Genomic DNA, 23,740 nt, shown 5'->3' with positions numbered 1-23,740 from the left:
GTCAGTCCTTCCGGTCCCGGGGGCGGTCACAGAGCCGCGATCCGCCCGCCGTCGATGACGAGGTTGCTGCCGGTGATCCAGGAGGCGCGCGGGGACACCAGAAACCCGACCGCCTCGGCGATGTCCTCGGTGCGCCCGATCCGGCCGAGCGGGATCCCCTCGGCCCAGTCCGCCGTTTCCGTCCCGAGCCCGAGGTAGTCGGCGATCCCGTCCCGGGCCTCGTCCGCGCCCGGTGTCATGACATTCCCGGGGGAAAGCGCGACGACCCGGATGCCGTCCGGCGCCAGCTCGGCCGCGAGCCCCTTGTGGTAGACCTCCAGGGCCGATTTCGCGGCGGCGTAGTGCAGGATCATCGGATAGGACGAGACCGTGGCGATCGAGGACATGTGGACGATGACGCCACCGCCTCCCGAACGCATCACGGGGACGAGTGCGGAATTGAGCCGGACAGCAGCCAGGAAATTGATGTCGACGGTGTACTGCCAGTCCTTCTCGATGTCCAGTGCGCTCTGGAAGCTGCGGCAGCCGCCGGCGTTGTTGACCACGATGTCCACGCCGCCGAGGATTTCGAGCGCGGTGTCGGCGAATTCACGGACACCGGCCGCCGTGCTGAGGTCGGACGGCACGAAGGCGGCCTCGGCCGGCGTGTCCTCGGTCGGTTTGCGCGCGGTGGCGACGACGGTGGCGCCGTCCTCCAGCAGCTTCCGCGTGATGGCGGCGCCGATGCCGCGGCTCCCACCGGTGACCACCGCGCGCTTTCCCGTCAATTCCCGTTCCATTCCGGTCCCGTCGCCCTTCCCTGGTCGGAAAATCTGTCCGCGACGCTTTCGGCAACGGGGCGCGCATGGTCCGGTGTCGATTCGAAAGGGCGGCGCGGAACCACTGCGGACCACTATCCGGGACCACCTTCGTCATGGTCAAGAAGATTGTGTCGATGCAGTGCATCGCCTGATGCGGTGCAAAGGCGGACCGGCCGATGCGCGCGCTGGTCCCGCTGGACGCCGGGAACGCCGGCACCGATAATCGTCGATTGCCGACGCACGGGCATCCGGTATTCGACGGAGGGAAACGCCGCCGGGACGCGGCCGGATATCGACCGGGGCGTCCGGCTCGGAATTCAGACGAACTCGGGAGGAACAATGGCGGGCTTGGGAGAGCCGTTCACCGTGGGCGACCTGACGGTCCCGAACCGGATCGTGATGGCGCCGATGACCAGGATGAAGTCCCCCGGAGGGGTGCCGGGCCCGGACGTCGCGGAGTACTACGCCCGCCGTGCGGCGCACCGGGTGGGGCTGATCGTCACCGAGGGCACCTACATCGGCCGGGAGGCCGCCGCGGCCTACGACGGAGTCCCCCACTTCCACGGGGAGGAGGCCCTGGCGGGCTGGTCCCGGGTGGTGGCCTCGGTCCACGCGGCCGGCGGCCGGATCATCCCGCAGCTGTGGCACACCGGGGTGCAGCGCCCGGGCACCGAACCGCCGGCCGAGGGGCCCTCCGGGATCGGCCTGGACGGCGGCCCGGCCGGGCGGGCGATGAGCCAGCAGGACATCGACGACACCGTGGCCGCCTTCGCGCGCGGTGCTGCGGACGCCGAGCGGCTCGGGTTCGACGGGGTCGAACTGCACGGTGCGCACGGCTATCTGATCGACGACTTCCTGTGGCGGGGCACCAACCGCCGCAGCGACCGCTACGGCGGCGACCCGGCCTCCCGGGCGCGGTTCGCGGCCGAGATCGTGCACGCCGTCCGCGCGGCGGTGAGCCCGGGCTTCCCGCTCTTCTTCCGGCTCTCCCAGTGGAAGGTCAACCGCTACGACGCCCGCATCGCGGAGAGCCCGGACGAGCTGGAGCAGCTGCTGACCCCGCTGGCCGACGCCGGCGTCGACGCCTTCCACGCCTCCACCCGCCGCTACTGGCTGCCCGAGTTCGAGGGCAGCGCCCTGAACCTGGCGGGCTGGGCGCGCGAACTCACCGGCAAGGCGGCCGTGACGGTCGGTTCGGTCGGGCTGGACCGCCAGTACGGCGAAGGCGAGTTCGTCGACGGCTTCACCCGGCCGGCCGGGCTCGCCGGCATCGAGGGGCTGGTCGAGCGGCTGGAGCGCGACGAGTTCGACCTGGTCGCGGTCGGCCGGCCGCTGCTGGCCAACCCCGACTGGGCGGTGCGAGCGCTCAGCGGCGAGCTGGCCGGGGCGGTCCCGTACGACCCGTCGGTGCTCACGACGCTGGTCTGACCGTCCCACCGCCGGAGCGGAAGGGCCTGGCCTGCGGCGTGTGCCGCGGGCCAGGCCCTTCGGCGTCCCGGCCCGGTGGGCGGGGGAAGTCCCCGCCCACCGGGCCCGCTACCCGGCGGCCACGACGGTCCGCAGGGCCGCCAGCCACTCGTCCGCCATCCGCCGGGCCGTGGCCTCCTCGAACAGCTGGGTGTCGTACTTGAGGAAGGCCTTGAAGCCGTCCTCGTCCCGGTAGACCTCCAGGGCGAGGGCGTACTCCCCCGGGTAGGGCAGGTCGTCGAAGGGCCGGAGGTCCAACTCGCCGGGGCCGGTGGGCGATCCGATGGTCAGCAGGTCCGCGCCGTCGAAGTTCTGGAACAGGAAGTTGGTCCGCACCAGCGGTTCGTCCCCGTCGCCCCGGGCCCGGCCGATCTCGGCCAGCGGGTAGGCGCCGTGCTCGATCCCGGCCACCACCCGGCGGTGGACGGACCGGAGCAGCTCGGCGACGTCCTCCGTGGCGGTGGAGCGGATCGGCAGGCAGTTCGCGAACTGGCCGACCACGCCCTGGAAGCGCTCCTCGTAGCGCGCGGCCGTGGTGACCCCCGCGATCAGGTCGTCCTGGCCGGTCACCCGGTGGAGGAACCGGGTGTAGGCGGCGAACAGCACGGTCGAGACGCTCACCCGGTGGCTGCGCGCCGTTCCCGCGACCGCGGCGGCCAGCTCCCGCGGCAGCCGGGCCACGACCACGTCCGCGCGGGGCAGCCGTCCCGGCACCGGCGGACGGTCGTACGGCAGGTCCAGCCGCCCGTCCGCACCGGCCAGTTCGGTCAGCCAGTGGTTCCGGTGGCGCTGCCCCCGCGGGCCGGCCAGCAGCTCCTCCTCCCAGGCGGTGTAGTCGCCGAACTCGGCGTCCCCCAGCTGTCCCCGGCCGCGGTAGGCGTCCTTGAGCGTGCGGACCAGCAGGGCCGTGGAGGTCCCGTCCAGCAGGATGTGGTGCGCGGTGACCAGCAGGAGCCGGCGTCCGTCCGAGAGGGTGACCAGGTGCGCCCGGACCAGCGGGCCCGCGGCCAGGTCGAAGGGCGCGCCGACCAGCTCGCGCAGCCCGGCCGTCCGGCCGGCCGGCGTGGTGGGCGTGAGCGTGGTCCGTTCGAAGGACGGGCCACGGGCCGGATCGACGTCCAGGTACGGGACACCGTCCCGCTCGGCGACCACCGCGCCCAGCAGCGGGTGGATCCGGGCCAGCTCCCGGACCGCGCGCTCCAGCGCCGCCTCGTCCGGGTCGCCGTGGAGCTCGAAGAGGATCGGGAGGTGGTAGGCGACGGAGTCCGGGCAGCGCAGCTGGTCCCGGTACATGGTCAGCTGGCCGCGGGACAGGGCCCACCGCCGGCCGGGGGCGCCGGCGAGGCGGGCGTGGAGGGCGTCGATGGTCTCGGCCTCGAACAGCAGGGTGGGGGAGACGTCCTCGCCGAAGTCCTCGCGCAGGGCGTTGGTGAGCTGGAGCACGAGGATCGAGTCCAGGCCGTAGTCGGTGAGCGGGGCGGAGGCGTCGATCCGCTCGACCGGGATACCGAGGACGGCCGCCGCCTTGGCCAGGATCAGCGCGGCCGGATCGGTCTGCGGCCGGGCCGGCGGGGTGTCGACGGGCGGGGTGTCGACGGGCAGGGTGTCGACCGCCCGCGTCCCCGACCTGACGGCCGGGGCGCCGACGGCGCGGGTGGCCGCGGACGGCTCCCGCCCGCCGACCGCCGGTGCCGCCGCTGCCCGCTGCCGGGCCACCCCGTCGCTCTCCGCCGCGATGACCTGCTGCCCCAGCGGAAGCGCCCGGGACACCGGGAACACGACGGTGCGGAAGCCCTCACCGGCCAGCACATCCCGCCAGCTCTCCGGCGACAGCGCCGGCGAGCCGGGGATCCGCAGCGACCGGTCGTCGAACAGCCACCAGCCCTCCAGCAGGCCGAAGGTCACGTGGCTGAACAGGTCGAACGCGGAGAGTTCGTTCAGCAGCAGCCAACCGCCGGGCCGCAGCGCGGCCTTGGCATTGCGCAGGGTGTTGCGGGTGTCCTTGGTCGCGTGCAGCACGTTCGCGGCGATGACCAGGTCGAACGCGCCCTCGTCGACCTCCTGCCCGGCCAGCGGCCGCTCGATGTCGAGCAGCCGGCAGTCCAGGTACGGGACCTCCGGCCCGTACGAGGCCCGGGCGTGGTTCAGGAAGGCCTTGGAGACGTCCGTGTAGACGTAGCTCTCGATGCTGTCCCGGTACGGCTGCAGGGCCGCGAACATCCCCACGCTGGTGCCGCCGGTGCCCGCGCCGACCTCCAGGATCCGCAGCCGGGTGCCCGGCTCCCGGCGCAACCGGTCGGCGACCAGCAGGGCGGCGGTCCTGGACATGGCCCGGTTGAACAGGTCGGCGGCGTGGTTGTCGCGGTAGCAGCCCTCCACCAGCTCCATGGAGCCGCGCGGGAACATCACGTCGGTGGGCCGGACGCGGCCGGTCAGGATCCCGGGCAGGGCCCCGAGCATGGCCGAGGCCAGTCGCAGCTCCGCCGCCCGGTCGGCGTCCGCGGACCACCGGGCGCACTGCCGCTCCCACCGGGCCAGCACCTCGTCCGCGGGCTCCGCCGGAACCAGGACCCGCTGGGCGTGCTCCCACCACTGTGCGTACTGCGGCAGGACCGCGGCCCGGTCGACGCCGGCCAGCTGGGCGGCAAGGACCTTGGCGAGCCACGGGTCCCGCTCGGCCCGGCGCCACCGGACGACCTCGTCCAGGCCGGTGTCCGGCTCGTCGAGGCCGGCCAGCGGCGTGCCGGGGTGCGGCAGGACGGCCGGGCCGTGCGCGGAGACCCTGGTGGTGCGGTCGAAGTTGGACAGGGTGTTGCGCCGGTCGGTGCGGACGTAGGCGAGCTGCCGCTGCGCGCCGCCGAGCAGGGCGTCCAGGGCGGCGAGCCCCTCCGGCGGTTCGATCGACACCAGCCCGACCCGGGTCATCCGCTCCCGGTAGAACTCGGAGGTGACGCTCCCGAGTCCGCCCCACCAGCCCCAGTTCATGACCCGGACCGGGGTGTCCCAGTGCCGGCCGAGGGCGTGCGCGTAGGCGTCGCTGAAGGTGCATCCGGCCGCGTAGTTGCCCTGGCCGGCGGCGGTCGTGAAGGACTGCATGGAGGACAGCAGGAGCGCGAAGTCCAGTGGTTCGCCGTCGAAGGCCTCGGCCATCGCGGTCGTCACGTCGACCTTGGCGGCCAGGGCGGCCCGCAGGCCGGCCTCGTCCATCCGTGCGACGGTGCTGTCCCGCAGCACCAGCGCCGCCTGGACGACGCCGTGCACCCGGGGGTGGCTGCGCCTGATCTCCGCCAGGGCCCGGCGCAGTGCGGCCGGGTCGCCGGCGTCGGCCCGGAGGTAGCGGACGTGGTCCGGTCCTCCGGCGGAGCGGATCCGCTCCGCCACGGTGGCGTCGTGCGCCCGGCGGCCGATCCAGGTGACGTGGGCGCCGTGGTTCCGCACGACGTGCCGGGTCCACGCGGAGCCCAGCCCGCCGGCCCCGCCGATGACGACGTACACGCCGCCCTCCCGGTACACCGGGCGCCGCGGGGCCTCGCACGGGGCCCAGCGGCGGGCCAGCCACTGGCCGGCCCGCCGGACCCAGGAGTCGTCGGGGGAGCGGGCGGGCAGGGCCGTGAGGTCGGCGGGCCAGCCGGAGCCGTCCAGGTCGACGCGGCGGACGGTCCAGTTGCCGTACTCCCGGCCCAGCGAGCCGAACAGTCCGTGCAGCCCGGCGTGCGCGGGCTGGACCGCGTCGTCCGCGTGGGTGGCGAGCGCACGGGTCGTCACCAGGGTGATCCCGAGCGGCCTGGCGTCGTAGCCCGCCGCGATCAGTGCCTTCACCAGGCGGAACGCCGCGACCACCCCGTCGTTCTGCGCGGTGGTGTACCCGGCGGCGTCGGTGGGCGCGAGTTTGGCCTCGGGGGCGGCCCACACCAGGTGGTCGATCGGTCCGAGCCCGCGCAGGGCGGCGGTCGCCTCCTCGACGCTCGCCGAAGCCGGCAGCGGCCAGCCGAGCGCACCCGCGATCGGGGACGGGCCGCCGACGACCAGGACGCGGTCCGCGCCGGAGGGCACCGAGGGGCCGTCCGCGGCGATCGGGTCCCAGACCGGGGCGTAGAGGGCCGGTTCGACGGCCGCTTCGGCGCGGTCCCCGGTCAGGTCCCCGGCGCGGTCCTCGGCCGGCGTCCCGGGCCGGTGGTCGGGGGAGGGTTCGGCCCGTGGCTCGGTCCGGCGGGAGCTGTAGCCGACCAGCCGCACCCGCACCTCGCCGTCCTCGTCCACCAGGTCGATGTCCAGCTTGCCGAGCGGCCCGGCCGCGAGGCCCCGTACGACGGCCGTCATGACCGGGGTGCAGGGGGCGAACAGGTCGAGCCGCTCCAGCGCGAACGGCACGGCGGTGTCCCGCAGTTCGGTCAGGTGCGCCGCGACGGTGGCCTGGATCGCCGAGTCCAGCAGGGCGGGGGTGAGCGCGCCGGGCTCGGCCGAGTCGGGCAGATCCAGTTCGGCGAGCACCGTGTCGGAGCCCACGTGCGCCCGACGGACGGCCCGCAGGCTCGGTCCGTGCTCGATGCCCATCGACCGCAGGGCCTGGTGGATCCGTTCGCCCGTCACCGTCTCCGGGCACTGCGCGCGCAGCACGGCGAGGTCCACCCGGGCCGGGCTCGGGGCGTCGGAGGCGGTCAGCGTGCCCTCGCTGCGGACCGTCCCGCCGGTCGACACCGAGAACCTCCGGTCGCCGCGGGCGTCGGTGCGCAGATCGACCAGCACCTCGACCGGGTCCTCCCCGACCTCCAGCGGCTGGACCCACGTCACGTTGGTCATCCGGACGCGGGTGCCGCCCAGCGCCCGACGGGCCAGTTCCAGGTGGGCGACGGCGGGCAGGATGTGGCGGCCCTGCACGACGTGGTCCCGCAACAGGCCGTCCTCGCGGGACAGCGTGACGCGGTCGCGGCCCGCCGCGGGCCCGTGCCGGTCCCGGGCGAACGGGTAGGCCGGCAGCGGGACGAGGCGCCCCCCGGCCGGGGCCGGTGCGTCCCCGGCCGGACGGGCGGGCACGGTGCCGTCGAGCACCGCGATCAGCTCGGCGGTGTCGCCCACCAGGCAGTCGAAGCGGTGCTCGAACCGCTTCCGGCCGGCCCACAGCGTGTGGGCGAGGTCGCGCAGTTCCACCGAGGGGTGGGCTCGCAGGTGCGCCGCGAGCCGGCGCCGCTGCTCGGAGAGCTGGTGCTCCGAGCGGGCCGACAGGACCACGGGGTGGTCCGCCCTCGGCGCCGGCGGCCGCTCCACGGGCGGCGCCTCCTCGAGGACGACGTGCGCGTTGGTGCCGCTGGCGCCGAAGGAGCTCACCACGCCGCAGCGCGGGCCGCCGGCGGGGGCGGTCCAGTCGAGGGTCCGGGTGTTGACGTAGAACGGGCTGCCGGCCAGCGGGACGGCCTCGTTGGCGGCCTCGAAGTTCAGCGTCGCGGGGATCCGCCGGTGCCTGAGCGCCAGCAGGACCTTCAGCACGCCCGCGATGCCGGCGGCGAACTGGGCGTGCCCGATGGTGGTCTTCACCGAGCCCAGCGCGCAGTACTCGGTGCGGTCGGTCCGGGCGCGGAAGACCCGGTCGAGGGCCCGGAACTCGATCGGGTCGCCGAGCGGCGTGCCGGTGCCGTGGGCCTCGACCAGGCCGATCCGCTCCACGTCGATGCCGGCCCGCTCGTACAGCCCGCTGATCAGGTCCTCCTGGGAGACCGAGCTCGGGGCGGTGATCCCGTTGGTGGCGCCGTCCTGGTTGACCCCGACAGCCGTGATCACGCCGTGGACGTGGTCCCCGTCCGCCAGCGCGTCGGCGAGCCGCTTGAGCACCACGACCCCGACCCCCTCGCCGGGGACGAAGCCGTCCGCCCGGTGGTCGAAGCTGTGGCAGCGCCCGCTCGGGGAGAGCATCCCCGCGCGGCCCGCGAGCCCGTACAGCCGCGGTGTGGACTGGACGAACACCCCGCCGGCCAGGGCCATCGAGGTCTCGCCGGACCAGAGGTCCTTGCACGCCAGGTCGATCGCCACCAGCGAACTGGAGCAGGAGGTGTCGACGGCGATCGCCGGGCCCTTGAGGTCCAGGGCGTAGCTGACCCGGCTGGGGATCACCGAGGCCATGTTGCCCCACAGGGCCTGCGCCGGGGCGTCCCGGTCGAGCAGCTCCAGGTAGTCCCCGGCCCAGGCGCCGACGTACACGCCGCACCGCCGCCGGTCCATCCGGCCGGCGTACCCGGCGTCCTCCAGGGCCCTCCAGGACTCCTCCAGCAGCAGCCGCTGCTGGGGGTCCATCACGGCGGCCTCCGTGCCCGAGATGTTGAAGAACAGCGCGTCGAACTCGTCGATCCGGTCGAGGAACCCGCCCTTGGTGCACGGGCTCACGCCGTCGAGGCGGAAGCGGGTGGCGTCGGTGACCAGGTCGTCCCCGTTCTCCAGCCGCGTCCACAGCTCGTCCAGCGAGCCGGTGCCCGCGAACCGGCCGCTCATGCCGACGATCGCGATCGGGCCGCGCTCCGCCGGCCCGGGGTCGGGGGCCGGACGCCCGGGGGCGGGACGGTGCTCGGCGGTCCCGCCGCCGGGCGGTGCGGTGGGAGGCGCGGTCGGAGTGGTCCCGGCGGGCGGTGCGGTGCGGGCCGGCGGTGCGGTGCGGGCGGGCACGATGGTGTCCCGGTGTTCGGCAAGCAGGTGCGCGGCCAGCCGGTCGACTGTGGCGTGGTCGAACACCACGGTGGTCGAAAGGTCCAGCGAGAGCGCGGTGTTGAGCTCGTGGACCACCCGGACGGCGAGGATGGAGTCCAGGCCCAGGTCGGCGAACGCCAGCCCGTCGAGGACCTCGCCGACGTCCATCACGAGGGCCGCGGCGACCTTCTCCCGCACCAGCGCGGGCACCAGCTCCTCCAGGTCGGCCGGTTCGGGGGCCGGTTCGGCCGCCGGTTCCGGAGCCACGAGGAGCGCGGGAGCGGGCGCGGGAAGGGGCGTCGGAGCGGGCGCGGGCTCCGGATCCGGCACGGACCCGGAGCGGGGCAGGTCGCCGATCCAGAACCGCTCCGCGGCGAACGGATAGGTGGGCAGGGCGATGGTCCGCCGCGCGCCCCGGTGCAGCCGCCGCCAGTCGACCCCGACGCCGGACGCCCAGAGGGCCGCGATCTTGGACAGTTCCCCGGCGGCGCTCCACCGCTGGACGAGCAGGTCCTGGAGCTCGCCGTCCGAGGTGAGTTCCGCGAGCAGTCCGCCGGGCGCCGCTCCCGCGCTGCCCCGGTGTCCCCGGCCGTCGCGCAGCGCGGCCCGCAGGTCCCCGGTCGAGGAGACCACGACCGCGTACCGCTCGGCCATCGCCTCCCGTCCCACCTGGAGCGTGTACGCGAGGTCGGTCAGCGGGGTGTCCGGGGCCCGGTCCAGGAATGCGGCCAACCGGTCGACGGAGTCGGCGAGTTGGCCGGGGGTCCGGGCGGACAGGACGATGACCTGTTCGGCGCCGTCCACGGCGCCGTCTGCGGGCTGCACGGGGTACTCCTCGACGATCACGTGCGCGTTGGAGCCGCCGGCGCCGAAGGAGGAGACAGCCGCGATCCGCGGGCCCTCACTGTGCCAGGGCGCCAGTTCGCGCTGGAGCCGGAAGGGGGACGATTCGAAGTCGATGTTCGGGTTGGGCCGTTCGGCATTCAGGGTGGGGACCAGTTCCCGGTGCCGGAGCTGCAGCAGCACCTTGGTGAGGCCGGCCACGCCGGCGGCGGCCTCCAGGTGTCCGATGCCGGACTTCACCGAGCCGATCGCGCAGTACTGCCGGTCGTCGGTGTCCTGCCGGAATGCCGTGGCCAGGCCGGCGATCTCGATCGGATCGCCCAGCTCGGTGCCGGTGCCGTGCGCCTCGACGTAGCCGACCCGCCGGGCCGGGACACCGGCCCGGTCCAGCACCTCGCGGATCAGCGAGGCGTGGGCGGTCGGGCTCGGCACCGTGTAACCGGTGCTGCGTCCGCCGTGGTTGACGCCGGTGGCGCGGATCAGCCCCAGCACCCGGTCCCCGTCCGCCAGGGCCCGGGACAGCGGCTTGAGCAGGACGCAGCCGACTCCCTCGCCGGGCACGAACCCGTGGCCGCCGGCCCCGAAGCTGCGGCAGTGCCGGTCGGGCGAGAGCATGCCGGAGCGGCACAGTTCGACGTAGTCCAGCGGGTGGGCGTAGACGTTCGCGCCGCCGGCGAGGGCGACCTCGCAGGCGCCGCTGCGGAGCTGCTCACAGGCCTCGTGGATCGCGGTCAGCGAGGCGGAGCACATGGTGTCCACGGTCAGGCTCGGCCCCCGCAGGTCGAGCAGGTAGGAGACCCGGGCGCTCAGCGAGGCGAACGAGAGCGCGGGGACGACGAGTTCGCCCGAGGGCAGCCGGCCGGCTTCGTGCCGGGCGTGCCCGACCTTGGTGACGCCGGCGAACACGCCGACCCGGTGGTCGTGTTGTTCGGCGAGGCGGGCCCGGGTGTACCCGGCGTCCTCCAGTACCTCCCAGGCGGCCTGGACGAACAGCCGCTCCTGCGGGTCCATGGCGTAGGCGTCGCGCGGGGCGATGCCGAAGAACCTCGGGTCGAAGTCGGCGAAGCCGTCCAGGAACCCGCCCCACTTGCTGTAGCTGCGCCCGGAGGCCACGGCGGTGTTGCGGTCGGGTTCGAAGAAGCCGTCCAGCGGCCACCGGTCGATCTCCCGGATGCCCTCGCGGCCGGCCCTGAGGTTCTCCCAGAACTCGTCCGGGTCGGCGGCGCCCGGGTAGCGGCCGCTCAGCCCGATGACGGCGATCGGCTCGTCGGGGGCGACGGCCCGTCCGGTGGCGGGCTCCCCGGAGGGGGCGGTCCGTCCCGACCGGGCCACGGGGGCTGCCGGGGCGGGCCCGTCCGGCCGACCTGTCACGGGCTGCGATACGGGCTGCGGCACGGCCTCCGCCGTGGGCTGCGGCCGTCGGCCGCCGCTGAGCCGGGCGGCCACCGCCCGCAGGGTCGGGTGCTCGTAGAAGAGGGTCGACGAGGCCTCGGGGTAGAACGGGGCCAGCGCACGCCTGAGCTGGATCACCATCACCGAGTCGAGACCGATGTCGACGAACGGCCGGTCCGGATCCACCGCCTCCGGCGCGAGCTTGCTGACCTCCGCGAAGACCTCGCGCAGGTGGTCCAGCACGGCGCGGTCGGCGGCGCGGCTCCCACCGGGGCCGGGCGGCGCGGACGCGGGCCGCACGGACGTGGGCGGCGCCGACGCGGGCCGGGCGACCGGCGTGCCGTGGTGCACCCACACCCGGTCCGCCCCGGTGCGCCAGGCGTCGGCCAGGGCCGCGAAGCCCGCCTCCGTCGGCATCGGGACCAGCCCCCGGTCCTCCCGCAGGTAGGCCAGGGTGCGGTCGTCGACGGCCATGCCGCCGTCCTGCCACAGCGGCCAGGCGACGGAGAGCGTCCGGCCCCGCCGTTCTCCCAGGGCGACGGCCGCGTTCCGGGAGACGGCGAACTCGTCCAGGAAGGCGTTGGCGGCCGCGTAGTCGCACTGCCCGGGGTTGCCGGTGACCGCGGCACCGGAGGAGTAGGCCAGGACGAACTCCAGCGGGCAGTGCGCGGTGGCCCGGTCGAGGTGGACGAGGCCGTCCGCCTTGGCGCCGAGGACCTCCTCCCACTGCGCCCCGGTCTTCTCGGTGAACAGGGCGTCGCGGACCGTACCGGCGGCGTGCACCACCCCGGTGACCTCGCCCGCCTCGGCGACGAGGTGGCGGACCTCCTCCCAGCGCGAGAGGTCGGCCCGTACGTAGCGGGCGACCGCGCCGGTCCGCCGCAGTTCGGCCAGCAGCGCTTCCACCCGCTCGTCGGCCGGCGAGCGGCCCGCGAGGACGAGGGTGGGCCGTCGGACGTCGGCGGCGATCCGGCGGGCCGTCGCGGCGCCGATGGCGCCGGCGCCTCCGGTGATGAGGTACACACCGCTGTCCCGCCACGGCGGGGCGGAGCCGGTGACCGGGGGCGCGACAGGGGTCCAGCCGAGGGTCTGCCGGACGCCGTGGTGGTAGCGGACGAGGTCGTCCGCGCCGTCGGCGTTCTCCGCGACCGCCACGGCCGGGTCGACGGCCGAGCCGCGGTCCAGGACGATCACCTGGCCGAGCACTCCCGGGTCCTCCTTGGCCACCGAGCGCAGCAGCCCGGCCGGGGCCGCCGTGTCGGTGACCACCTGGACCAGCACCGTGCCGCCCTCGGCCGCGAGGCCCCGGACGGTCTCCAGCAGCTTCCAGGACAGGTCGCGGAACCGGCTCTCCGGCCGCCGTTTGGCGGTCTCCAGCCGGATCGCCCCGGGGACGTCGCCGTCGACCCCGCACAGCACGACCGCGCGGCGGTCGTGGCGGCGGCCAGGCGCGGCGCGGGCCGGGGCGGGGGCCCAGCTCGGGACCGACAGGGTCGTGACGGCCTCGTGAACGCCGTCGGGCGCCGTCCGCGGTCCCGCGGCCGGGGGCACGGCCGCCGGTGCCGGCTCGGCCTCGGGGTACCAGAACCGGTCCCGGGCGAAGGGGTACCCGGGCAGGTGCACGCGCCCGGGTGTCGCCCCGTCCGGCCACACCGACCGGCCGAGGGCCTCGCCGGCGATCCAGCGCGCCGCCGGACCGGTGGTTTCGCCGCGGTCGCCGGTGGCCACGAACTCCCGCAGCCGGTCCGTCAGTTCGGCCAGTGACGACACGCTCCAGGCGGCCCGCTCGGCCATCTCCTCCCGGCCCTCCAGGAGGGTCCGGGCGACCGCGCGCAGCGACAACCCCTCCGACCGCTCCAGGAAGGCCAGCAGGTCCCCGGCCCGCTCCGTCAACTGCTGTGCGGTGCGCGCCGACAGCGGGACCAGGACGTCCCCGGCGGGCTCGTCCCGCTCCGCACGGACCGGGACGTACTCCTCGACCACGACGTGGGCGTTGACGCCGCCGAAGCCGAAGCTGCTCACCCCGGCCCGCCTCGGCGCGTCCCGGCCGTCGCGGTCACGCGGACGCGGCCAGGGCTCGTTCTCCCGGACCAGGTGGAAGGGCCCGTCGGCGATTTCGACGAAGGGGTTGACCCGCCGCAGGTGCCGGATCGCGGGCAGCACCCCGTGCCGGAGCGCGAGCAGCACCTTCAACAGACCGGCGATGCCGGCCGCCGATTCCAGGTGCCCGATATTGGTCTTCACCGAGCCCAGGCCGCAGGAGCCGTCGTCACTCCGGCCGAGCCTGCGGAAGGCCGTGCGCAGCGCGCGGACCTCGACCGGGTCGCCGAGGGCCGTCCCGGTGCCGTGGGTCTCGACGTAGCCGATGGTGTCCGGGTCGAGGCCGCCGACCGCCGCGGTGACCAGCTCGGCCTGGGCGTCGGCGTTCGGCGCGGTGAGCGAGTTGGCCCGCCCGCCGTGGTTGTAGGCGCTGCCCCGGAGCACACCGAGGATCGCGTCGCCGTCGCGTTCGGCTGCCGCCAGCGGCTTGAGGACGACGGCTCCCACGCCCTCGCCGCGTACGTAGCCGTTGGCCTCGGCGTCGAAGGTGCGGCAGAGCCCGTCCGGGCTGAGCATCCCCGCGCGGTGGGCGCTGACGAAGGTGCCGGCGTCGAGCAGGACGTTCACCCCGCCCGCGATCGCCAGGTCGCAGGCGCCGGACCTGATCGCCTCCATCGCGCGGTGCACCGCGACCAGCGAGCTGGAGCAGGCGGTGTCGATGGGCTCGCTCGGGCCGCGCACGTCGAGCAGGTAGGAGATGCGGTTGGCCAGGATCGCGTGGGTCGTGCCGGTCGCGGTGAAGGCGTCCGGCGGTACCCCGCGAGTGCTGAGCAGCGTCGCGTAGTCGTTGCCGGTGACGCCGATGAACACCCCGGTGTTGGCGGGGAGTTCGCTCGGCCGGTGGGCGCTGTCCTCCAGGGCCTGCCAGACCGTCTCCAGCATCAGGCGGTGCTGCGGGTCCATCAGCTCGGCCTCGCGCGGCAGGATCCGGAAGAACGCCGCGTCGAAGGCGTCGACGTCGTCGAGGACGCCCATCCGCCGGGGGAAGTCCAGGGCCGTGACGGCCCGGCGCTGCTCCTCGTCGTAGCGGTCCAGCGGGAAGTCGGTGACGGAGTCCCGCCCGGCCAGCAGGTTCGCCCAGAACTCGGTGAGGTCGCGGGCACCGGGGAAGCGTCCGGCCGCGCCGATCACGGCGATCGGCTCGTCCGGGGCAACCCCGGCCCGGGCCGGCCGGGGTTGCGGCCGGGGCTCGTCGGCGGGCGGCGGGGCCGGGTCCGCCGCGGTGGCGGAGACCGGCACGGGACCCTCGGCCGCCGGGCGGGCCGGGTGCGGCGCGGCCGAGGCCCCGTGCTCCTCGACCAGGTGGGCGCCCAGCACCTCCAGGTTCCTGAGGTCGAAGAAGACGGCCGGGCTGACCGTGACGCCGAAGCGCTCCTCGATCCGCTTGGCGAAGGCGACCAGGGAGATGGAGTCGAAGCCGAACTCGTCCAGGCCGGTCCGGGGGTCGAGTTCCGCGGGCTCGAACTTCAGCAGCCCCGCCGCGATCTCGCGCAGCCCGTCCACGACCCCGGCCGCACCGGCCGGGGCCGACGCGCTCTCCGCCGGCTCGTCCGGGCCCGCCCCGACGGTGTCCGCCCCGATGGTGCCGGGCCCGGCGGTGTCGGGCCCGGGTAGGACGCCGGCCGGCCGGGGAGCCGGGCGTGCGGCCGGGGCCGTTCCCCCGGTGCCGCACAGTACGTCCTCCAGCACTCCGAGGACCTCGCCCGAACCGTCGGCCAGGAGGATCCGGTCGGCAGCGAGGAGGACGTACGCGACCGGCCCGCCGGAGCGGACCGTGATCCCGCCGATCCGGTTGGGCGCGACGTGCGGCCAGTCCGGACGTCCGGCCCGCCGGGCCGTCCACTGCACGCCCAGGGCGATCGCCGCGAGCACGGGCGGCTCGATGGTCACGTGCCGCCGGACGTGGTCCTGCTGGGCGTCGGGGCGGGTCAGCCGCAGGACGGTGCTGCCGTCCGGCGCGGCGGACACCCCGTCGACGGCGCACGAGGCAGCCCGGGGGACGACACCGCCCTCGGCCAGTTCGGCCAGGAAGCCCGCCCGGTCCAGCACGGGCCGCAGACCCGTCAGGTCGATCCGGCCGGTGGGCGCGCCGCCCGCCCGGACGGTGAACTCGACGGCCGGCGACCCGTCCCCGGCCAGCACCCGGCCGTGGCCGTCGGCGAACTCGGTGACGAGGCGGTCGGTGGCCGGCCAGTCGATCGGCCGCAGCACCCGCAGGTCGTGGACCGCCGGCCGGGCCGCGAACCCGCTGACCTTCCCGGTGGCGAGTGCGAGGTCCACGGCGAAGGTGGGCACCACGACGGGGAGCCCGTCCTGGCGGTAGGTGTAGTCCAGGAGGTCGTCGAGGCGCAGGTCCGCGGTGTACCGCAGGCCGTGGACGTCGGACTCGTTGCGTCCCAGGAAGGGGTGCAGCCGCTCGCGGAAGGCCAGCGGGGCGAGTACGGACGGCGCGTCCTCGTCCACCTCGACCCAGCAGCGCACCCGGTCGAAGGGGTACGGGGGCAGCGGAACCCGCCGGGCGGAAGGCAGACGGTCCCAGTCGACGCTCCGGCCCGCGAGCCAGGTCCGGGCCGTCTCGTGCTCCGGCACGTCCCGGCGGCCCGCCGGCCAGCCGTCCAGGGCGGCCAGGGCGGCGGCCTTGTCGCCCGCCAGGAAGGCCCAGCGGTACGGCAGTTCGTTCCTGCCGACCCGGAGGGTGAAGGCGATGTCGGGGAGGTCGGCCTCGCGGACCCCGGCGAGGTGGTCGCGGAAGACGGCGAGGTAGCGCCCGAGGGCGGCCTCGTTCATCGCGGAGAACACGAACAGCTGCTCGCCGAAGGGTTCCCGGCGCACCGGCCGCGGCGGGTACTCCTCCAGGATGATGTGGGAGTTCATGCCGCCGGCGCCGATCGAGGTGAGGCCGGCCCGGCGCGGGTGGGTGACCTCCCGGCCGTCGACCGTGGTGACGACCGGCTGCCAGTCGGCGAGGGTCTGCTGCACCCGGAACGGGGTGTCCGCGAAGTCGATGTCCGGATTGAGCTCCGAACTGTGCAGGGACGGCACCAGCTTGCCGTGCCGCAGCTGGAGCAGCACCTTCGACAGGCCCACCATCCCGGCGGCGGCGAGCAGGTGTCCCATGTTGGCCTTGACCGAGCCGAGCGCGCAGAACTGCCGGTCCGCGGTGTACTTCCGGTACGCCGAGGTGAGGGCGCGGACCTCGATCGGGTCGCCCAGGGCGGTGCCCGAGCCGTGGCCCTCGACGTAGCCGATCGTCCGCGGGTCGATCCCGGCGTCCTCGACGGCCTTCTCGATCGCGCGGGCCTGCATCGCGGGGCTCGGCACGGTGAAGCCGTTGCGCACACCGGCGTTGGCCAGGGCGGTGCCCTTGATCACGGCGTACACGTGGTCGCCGTCCCGCTCCGCGTCGACCAGCGGCTTGAGCACCACCGCGCCGACGCCCTCGCCGAGGATGGTGCCGTCCACGCCGAGACCGAAGCTGCGGATCACGTCCGAGGTGCCGGTGGTGAAGTGCTCCTGCGAGGAGGTGATCAGGTTGTACGGGTGCAGCAGCAGGTTGATGCCGCCCGCGACGACCATCCGGCACTCGCCGGCCCGCAGCATCTGCACGCCCTGGTGGATGCAGGTCGAGGAGGCCGAGCACATGGTGTCCAGGAAGATCGACGGTCCGGTCAGGCCGTAGAAGTAGGACAGCATGTTCGGGATCGTGCCGGTGTAGCTGCCGCTCTGCGGCGCGCCGCGGGTGAGGCTGTTCTGGAAGCCGTACAGGTTGTAGTGGTTGCTCATCGTTCCGACGAGCACGCCGACGTCGCCCTGGTAGCGGCGCCGGATGGTCTCCCGCGAGTAGCCCGCGTCCTCCAGCGCCTGCACCCCGGCCTGGAGGAACAGCCGCACCTCCGGGGACATCTGCTCGGCCTCGCGCTTGGAGATCCGGAAGTAGCGGGGGTCGAAGGCGTCGATGTCGCGCAGGAAGGTTCCGGTCCGGATCACGGTCTTGCCGGGTACGGACCGGTCGCCGTCGAGGACGACCCGGTGGTCCCAGCGCTCGGCGGGGATCTCGGTGAAGCTGTGCCGGCCGTTCTCCAGGAGCTCCCACAGCTCGTCGAGGGTGTCGGCGCCGGGGTAGCGGCCGGAGATCCCGATGATCGCGATGTCGTGCCGGTCGTCCCGGCCCGCGCCGGACCGTTCCGCGCCGGACCGTTCCGCCCGGGTCCCGACGACGTCGAGGACACCGGTGGCGTCGGCGGCCCCGGGGCCCCGGGCCGTCCCGGAGTCCTCGGCGGACCGGACGGGCTCCTCGGCGGGCTCGGGCTCGGGCTCGGACTTGGACTCGGGCTCTGGCTCTGACTGGGCCTGCGGCACCGCCCCGCCGAGGACGGCCGCCAACTGTTCCCGCCGGGACTCCATGAAGTGGGCGGCGACGTCGGCGATGTTGAGGTACTCGAAGAAGATGGTCTTGGAGAGCGGCCCGAACAGCTTCTCCAACTCGGCGGTCACGCCCATGATGCTCAGCGAGTCGATGCCGTACGTGCCGAGGTCGGTGGCCGGGTCGAGGTGCTCCGGGGGGTGCCGGAGGACCTCGCCGACGATCCGCCGCAGCAGGTCCTCGGTCAGCGCGGTCAGTTCCTCGTCGCCGATGCCCGGCGTGGCCGTTACCGCGGTTCCCGCCGTTCCGGCGGCTCGACCCGGCGCGGCCGTGCGGTGCGGCGCGGCGGGCCGGGCCGCGAGCGTGGCGCCCGCGCCGTAGCCGACCACGACGTGGGCCGGGGCGTCGGCGCCCAGCGCCCGGCCGAGTGCGCGCAGCCCCTCCTCGGTGGGCAGCGGTTCCCAGCCCCGCTCGCGGCGCATCGCCTCCCGGCCGGCCTCGTCCATCGTCATGCCGCCGTCGGCCCACAGCGGCCAACTGACCGCGACGGTACGGCCGCTGCGCTCGCCGGCGTCGACCAGCGCCTGCCGGTGCCCGGCGAACGCGTCCAGGAACGCGTTGGCCGCGGCGTAGTCGGACTGGCCGGCGTTGCCGTACACCCCGGCGACCGACGAGAAGAGCACGAAGTGGTCCAGGCCGAGGCGGCGGGTGGCGGCGTCCAGGTTGAGCGCGCCGCGGATCTTCGGCGCGCCCACCGTGCGGACGTCGGCGAGGTCCTTGCGCACCAGGTACTGGTCGCGCAGGACGCCGGCCGCGTGGACGACACCGTCGAGCGAGCCGTGGTCGCGCAGGATCGTCTCGACCGCGTCGCGGACCTCGTCGGCGTCGGCGACGTCCACCGGCAGGTAGTGCGCGTCGACGCCGTCGGCGCGCAGGGCCGCGAGCGAGCCGGTGGCGGACCGCCCGCTGAGCACCACCGTGGCCCCCGCCCGGCCGAAGTAGCGGGCCAGGTGCGGACCGAGGCCGCCCAGACCGCCGGTGACCCAGTACACCCCACCGGTTCGCAGCTCCGGGACGGCCGGGCCGTCCCCGAGCGGTGTCCCGACGGGTTCCAGCACCTGCCGGACCCCGTCGGCGCGGCGACGGACCTCGCTGTCGGTGCCCCCGTCGGAGCACTCCTCGCCGACGATCCGTTCGATCGTGGCCCGGTCGGCGCCCTCCAGGCCGTCGACGCGCACCACCCGGCCGGAGACCAGCGGGTTCTCCAGCGCGACCGTGCGGAACAGGCCCGCGAGCGGCCGGTGGAAGTGTGCCGGGACCCGCCCGTCGACCAGCACCACGAACCGGTGCTCGGTGGTGGGCCGGGAGAGCAGCAGCTCCCGGACGGCGGCGAACACCGTGTCCGTCACGGCCTCGATGCCGTCGGCCGGGGCCGCCGGGGCGACGCCGGGCAGCTCCGGGGTGTGCGGGGTGCGGGCCGGGCCGCCCGGGACGGCCGGCCGGTCCGTCCACCGGGTGGTGGCGGTGACGACGCGCGGGCCCGTGCCGGTGGCGCGCTGGGCGAGCCCCCGGACCGTGGCGTGGACGACGCCCTCGCTGTCGAACAGGTCGATGTCGAAGGTGGCCACGGCACCCGAGCCGCCCGTCCGCCGGACCCACGCCCAGCTCTCGGCCGGGCACGGCCGGTGGACCACGACCTCGTCCAGGGCGAGCGGGAGGGTCGGCCCGGCGGTGTCCGCCATCAGCGTGACGGAGACCTGGAAGGCCGCGTCCAGCAGGCTCGGCGGCAGCAGGTGCCCGCCGCCCCCGGGCTCGGTCGGCCGGATGCGGGCGAGCGCCCGGTCCGGGCCGGTGCGCAGCTCCCGCAGCGCGCGCATGGCGGGGCCGTACTCCAGGCCCTGGGCGCGCAGCCGCCGGTGGACCGCGTCCGGGTCGGCCGGGTCCGGGCAGGAGGCGCGCAGCGCGTCCGGGTCGAGCGGGGCCGGCGGTGCGGGCGGGACGAGTTCGGCGCGGCCGGTGCCGTGCTCCGTGTCGCCCTGGCGGAACGCGACGGCGATCCCCCGCTCCCCGGGCGTCAGTTCGACCCGGACCTCGACGGGTTCCCCGTCGACGGTGATCGGCCGCAGCCAGGCCAGGTCGCGCAGCCGGACGGTCCCCGTCCCGGTGGCCGAGAGTTTCACGGCGGCCCGGGCCATCTCGACGTAGGCCGCGGCGGGCAGCACCTGCCGGCCGTTGACGCGGTGGTCGTCGAGGAAGGGCTCGGCGCCGGTGAACGTCGAGGTGTAGCGCTGCTGCACCAGGTCGGAGGTGTTGCGGTGGACGAGGGGGTGCAGGTGCCCGGTCGCGGCCACGGCGGGGGCGACGGGCTCCGGCACGCGGTACCAGTGCCGGTCCCGCGCGAACGGGTAGGTGGGCAGCCGCACCCGGTGGGCACCGGGGAGGTGCGGCCACGTGGCGTCCCCGCCGCCCAGCCAGTCGGCGACCGCGGTCATGATCTCCGGTCCGGCGCCGGCGGGGTCGGCGCAGCCGCCGGCCGGGAGCTCACCGGACGCCAGCGGTTCCAGCGCGGCGACGAGCTGTTCCCGGTCGGAGACGACGAGGGCGGCCCGGGCCGCCAGCGGTTCGCGGCCCACCCGCAGGGTGTGGGCGATGTCGGCCGGCGACTGGTGCGGCAGCAGCGCGGACTCCGGCGCGAGCAGGTGCTCCCGCAGCAGCCCGGCGAGCACGCGCAGCCGCTCGGGGGTGCGCGCCGACAGCGGGACGACGTACGGGCCCGGTGCGTCGGCCGACGCGGTGCGGTGCCGCGGTTCCTCCAGCAGCACGTGGGCGTTGGTCCCGCCGAAGCCGAAGGAGCTGACGCCGGCCCGGCGGGGCGTGTCGTCCCCGGCCGGCCAGGGCCGGGTCCCGTCCACGATGTAGAAGGGGCTGCCGTCCAGGTTGATCAGCGGGTTCAGGGTCTCGAAGTTGACGGTTGCGGGCAGCACCCCGGCGGCCATGGCGGCGACGACCTTCACCATGCCGGCCACCCCGGCGGCGGATTCCAGGTGCCCGATGTTGGTCTTGACCGAGCCGATGCCGGTCGTGCCCGGGACGGGCTCGGTGCCGGCGGCCTCGTGCAGGTTCCGGAAGGCGCGCTTGAGGCCGACGACCTCGATCGGGTCCCCGACCGGCGTGCCCGGTCCGTGCGCCTCGATGTAGCCGACGCTCCCGGGCGCGATGCCCGCGCGGGTGTAGACGTCCTCGATCAGCGCGGCCTGGGCGGCCGGGCTGGTCACGGTCAGCGAGTTGGTCCGCCCGCCGTGGTTGGTGCCGACGCCCTTGATCACCCCGTGGACCGGGTCGCCGTGCGCGAGCGCCCGGGCGAGCGGCTTGAGCAGCAGGACCGCGCCGCCCTCGCCGCGGACGAACCCGTCGGCGCCCTGGTCGAAGGCGTGCGCCCGGCCCGTGGGCGAGAGCATGCCGGCCTTGCTGAAGGCCACGAAGTGCTTCGGGGACCAGCACAGGTTCACGCCGCCGGCCAGCGCCAGGTCGCAGTCCCCGTTGTTCAGCGCCGTCACGGCCTCGTAGACGGACACCAGGGAGCTGGAGCAGGCGGTGTCGTTGGCGATGCTCGGGCCGTGGAGGTCGAAGTGGTACGAGATCCGGTTGGCGACGATCGAGTAGGCCGTGCCGGTCGGGAAGTAGGCGTCGGTCGCCACGTCGTCGCGCTCGATCAGCTCGGCGTAGTCGGCGTGGCAGACGCCCATGAAGACCCCGGTGCGGCTGCCCGCGAGCTCGCCCGCGCGGTAGCCCGCGTCCTCGATGGCCTTCCAGGCGAGTTCGAGGGCGAACCGCTGCTGCGGGTCCATCGTCTCGGCCTCGCGCGGGGAGATGGCGAAGAAGGCGGCGTCGAAGCGGTCCGCGTCCTCGATGAACCCGGCCCAGATGCTGTTGGTCCGTTCGCCGCCGCCGCGCGGGTCGCCGAAGTAGCGTTCCTTGGACCACCGTTCGGCCGGGACCTCGGTGATCAGGGAGCGTCCGGCGACGAGGTGGTCGAAGAGCGTGGCAAGGGTGTCGGCCCCGGGGAAGCGCAGTGCGAGGCCGATGATGGCCATGTCGTCGGTGGTCACCGGGCCTCCTTGCCGGTCCGGACGGCGTGACGCCGGTCCACGGTCACCTTCAGGTCGAGCGCCCCGGCCGGGGCCCCACTGGCCCGGCCGGCGCCGTCGAGCACGAACTGCCGGTGGAGCACGGCGGTGGTGAGCAGGTAGACGAAGGCCTGGTCCTCCTTGGTGCTCACCTCCTCGACGGGCGACTCCATGATCCGGTCCGTCAGGCGGCGGGCGAATCGCCGGTCCAGGAAGTCGAGCTTGCCCAACTCGGCGTCGGACAGGATGAGTTCCAGGTAGTCCGGACGGCCCTCCTTGAACGCCTCGGCGCCCGGTGCGCGGTAGGGCTGCTTGGGGCGGTCGGTGGTCCACTGCGGGAGCTCGGCGCGGAACGCCTTCTTCAGGAGGGCCTTCTCGTTCCACCCGTCGTCGAACCGGAGGTTGACCGAGGAGGCGGTCCGGACCACCGCCGGGTCGAGGAACGGGCAGCGGTTCTCCACGCCGTGTGCCAGGGCGACGCGCTCGCCCTGGGTCGAGAGCAGGAAGCCGGGCAGCAGGGTCTTGTACTCCAGCCACTGAGCCTTCTGCACCGCGGACATGGCCGGGTACCCCGGTGTCCGGGCGACCAGGTCGAGCAGGTCGGCGAACGGGTCCTCCTTGGCGGCGAGCAGCCGGGCCGCGAACCTGCCGTTCTGGTAGCGCAGTTCATGGGAGAACAGGCCGGGCAGCCGCTCGGTGGCGAACTGCTGGTACAGGCCGAGCAGATGGCCCTGGTGGGCCGGGCCGAAGTGCGCCAGCTCCGGGTGCAGGGTGGCGAGCGCGGCCCGCCGCTCGGCGTCCGTGAGCTCGTGCCAGCGTTCGCGCAGCATGGTCTCGCGGAACAGGGAGTACCCGAGGAAGGCCTCGTCGGAGCCCTCGCCGCTGAGCACGGTCTTGATGCCGGCGTCGCGGACGTGGCGGGAGAGCAGGAACATCGGGACGAAGGACGTCCGGAAGGCCGGCACCTCGGCGTGGTACACCGCCGAGGGGAGGTTGTCGGCGATGTCCGCACCGGTGACCGGGAGGGCGGAGTGCACGGTGCCCAGGTGCTCGGCGACCAGGAGCTGGCTGTCGGACTCGTCGAAGTGCTTGTTCCGGAAGGCCACCGAGAAGGTGCGGACCTGGTGCCGGGACAGCCGGGTGGCGAGGCTGGTCACCACGGAGGAGTCCAGACCGCCGCTCAGGTAGACGCCGACCTCCACATCGGAGCGCAGGCGCAGCTCCACCGCGTGGTGCAGGCTCTCCCGGACGGACTCCACCGCCTCGCGTTCCGTGCCGTCGAAGCCCGGTACGTCGAAGGAGAGTTCCTCGTACGCGCGCAGCGAGCGCCGGTCGCCGTCGATCTCCAGGAGCGAGCCCATCGGCAGCTGGTGGACACCGACGAACGGCGTGCGGTCGGGCAGCGGCGTCCACACCGCGTAGATCGCGGCCAGGTCCTTCGGGGAGAGCTCGAAGCGGAAGCCGGGGAAGGCGCCGAAGGCCTTCGCCTCGGAGGCGAACAGGAGGGCGCCGTCGTGCTCGGCGTAGTACAGCGGGCGTTTGCCGTAGCGGTCGCGGGCCAGGACGAACCGGCCGGTCACGGTGTCCCGGATCGCGAGCGCGAACGGGCCGTTGAAGCGGGCCAAGCAGTCCGGACCCCACTGGATCCAGGCCTGGAGGGCGACTTCGGTGTCGGAGTGGTGGGTGCGGAACGGACGGCCCAGGCCCTCCAGTTCCGCGCGCAGTTCGACGTGGTTGTAGATCTCGCCGTTGAAGCAGATCCAGTACCTCTCGGCCGGGTCCGACATCGGCTGCGTGCCGTCGGCGGGGTCGACGATCGCCAGTCGTACGGTGCCCATCGCGAGCCCGTCGTCCAGGTAGTAGCCGGCCTGGTCCGGCCCGCGGTGGCGGATGGCCGAGAGCATCGAGGTGATGACCTCGGTGGCCGCTCCGGACCGTGGTGGGTTCCCGAGGAACCCGGCGATTCCGCACATGAC

At 74.6% G+C, this 23,740-nt stretch carries 4 protein-coding genes; 1 reads left to right on the top strand and 3 read right to left on the bottom strand.

The genetic code is table 11. From position 1 onward, the window contains the following. Nucleotides 1-26: 26 nt before the first annotated feature. Nucleotides 27-779: an oxidoreductase gene (locus AB0O11_RS18560; protein WP_363388069.1), complete on the bottom strand. Its 753-nt coding sequence runs from the start codon at nt 777-779 to the stop codon at nt 27-29. Between the two features lie 360 nt (nt 780-1,139). On the opposite strand from AB0O11_RS18560, the gene AB0O11_RS18555 reads away from it, so the two are divergent. Further along, nucleotides 1,140-2,228 (top strand): NADH:flavin oxidoreductase, encoded by a 1,089-nt coding sequence (locus AB0O11_RS18555; protein WP_363387707.1) that lies wholly within the window; start codon nt 1,140-1,142, stop codon nt 2,226-2,228. Nucleotides 2,229-2,336: 108 nt separating this feature from the next. Here AB0O11_RS18555 and AB0O11_RS18550 read toward each other — a convergent pair whose 3' ends face one another. After that, nucleotides 2,337-21,746, bottom strand: a complete 19,410-nt coding sequence (locus tag AB0O11_RS18550) for an SDR family NAD(P)-dependent oxidoreductase (protein WP_363387704.1) — start codon at nt 21,744-21,746, stop codon at nt 2,337-2,339. Then, nucleotides 21,743-23,737 (bottom strand): asparagine synthase (glutamine-hydrolyzing), encoded by a 1,995-nt coding sequence (gene asnB / locus AB0O11_RS18545; protein ID WP_363387701.1) that lies wholly within the window; start codon nt 23,735-23,737, stop codon nt 21,743-21,745. The genes AB0O11_RS18550 and asnB overlap by 4 nt, the downstream gene beginning before the upstream one ends. Nucleotides 23,738-23,740 lie beyond the last annotated feature (3 nt).

The sequence above is a fragment of the Kitasatospora sp. NPDC093102 genome (genome assembly GCF_040683915.1).
Taxonomy (GTDB): Bacteria; Actinomycetota; Actinomycetes; order Streptomycetales; family Streptomycetaceae; genus Kitasatospora.
Note: the sequence above shows the minus strand (reverse complement) of the source record. Positions and strands in the feature narration are given on the sequence as shown.

What these genes read in the sequence shown, in the direction of transcription:
- AB0O11_RS18555 (WP_363387707.1), top strand. Translation starts at nt 1,140, where the DNA reads ATGGCGGGCTTGGGAGAGCCGTTCACCGTGGGCGACCTGACGGTCCCG.
- AB0O11_RS18560 (WP_363388069.1), bottom strand. Translation starts at nt 779, where the DNA reads ATGGAACGGGAATTGACGGGAAAGCGCGCGGTGGTCACCGGTGGGAGC.
- asnB (WP_363387701.1), bottom strand. Translation starts at nt 23,737, where the DNA reads ATGTGCGGAATCGCCGGGTTCCTCGGGAACCCACCACGGTCCGGAGCG.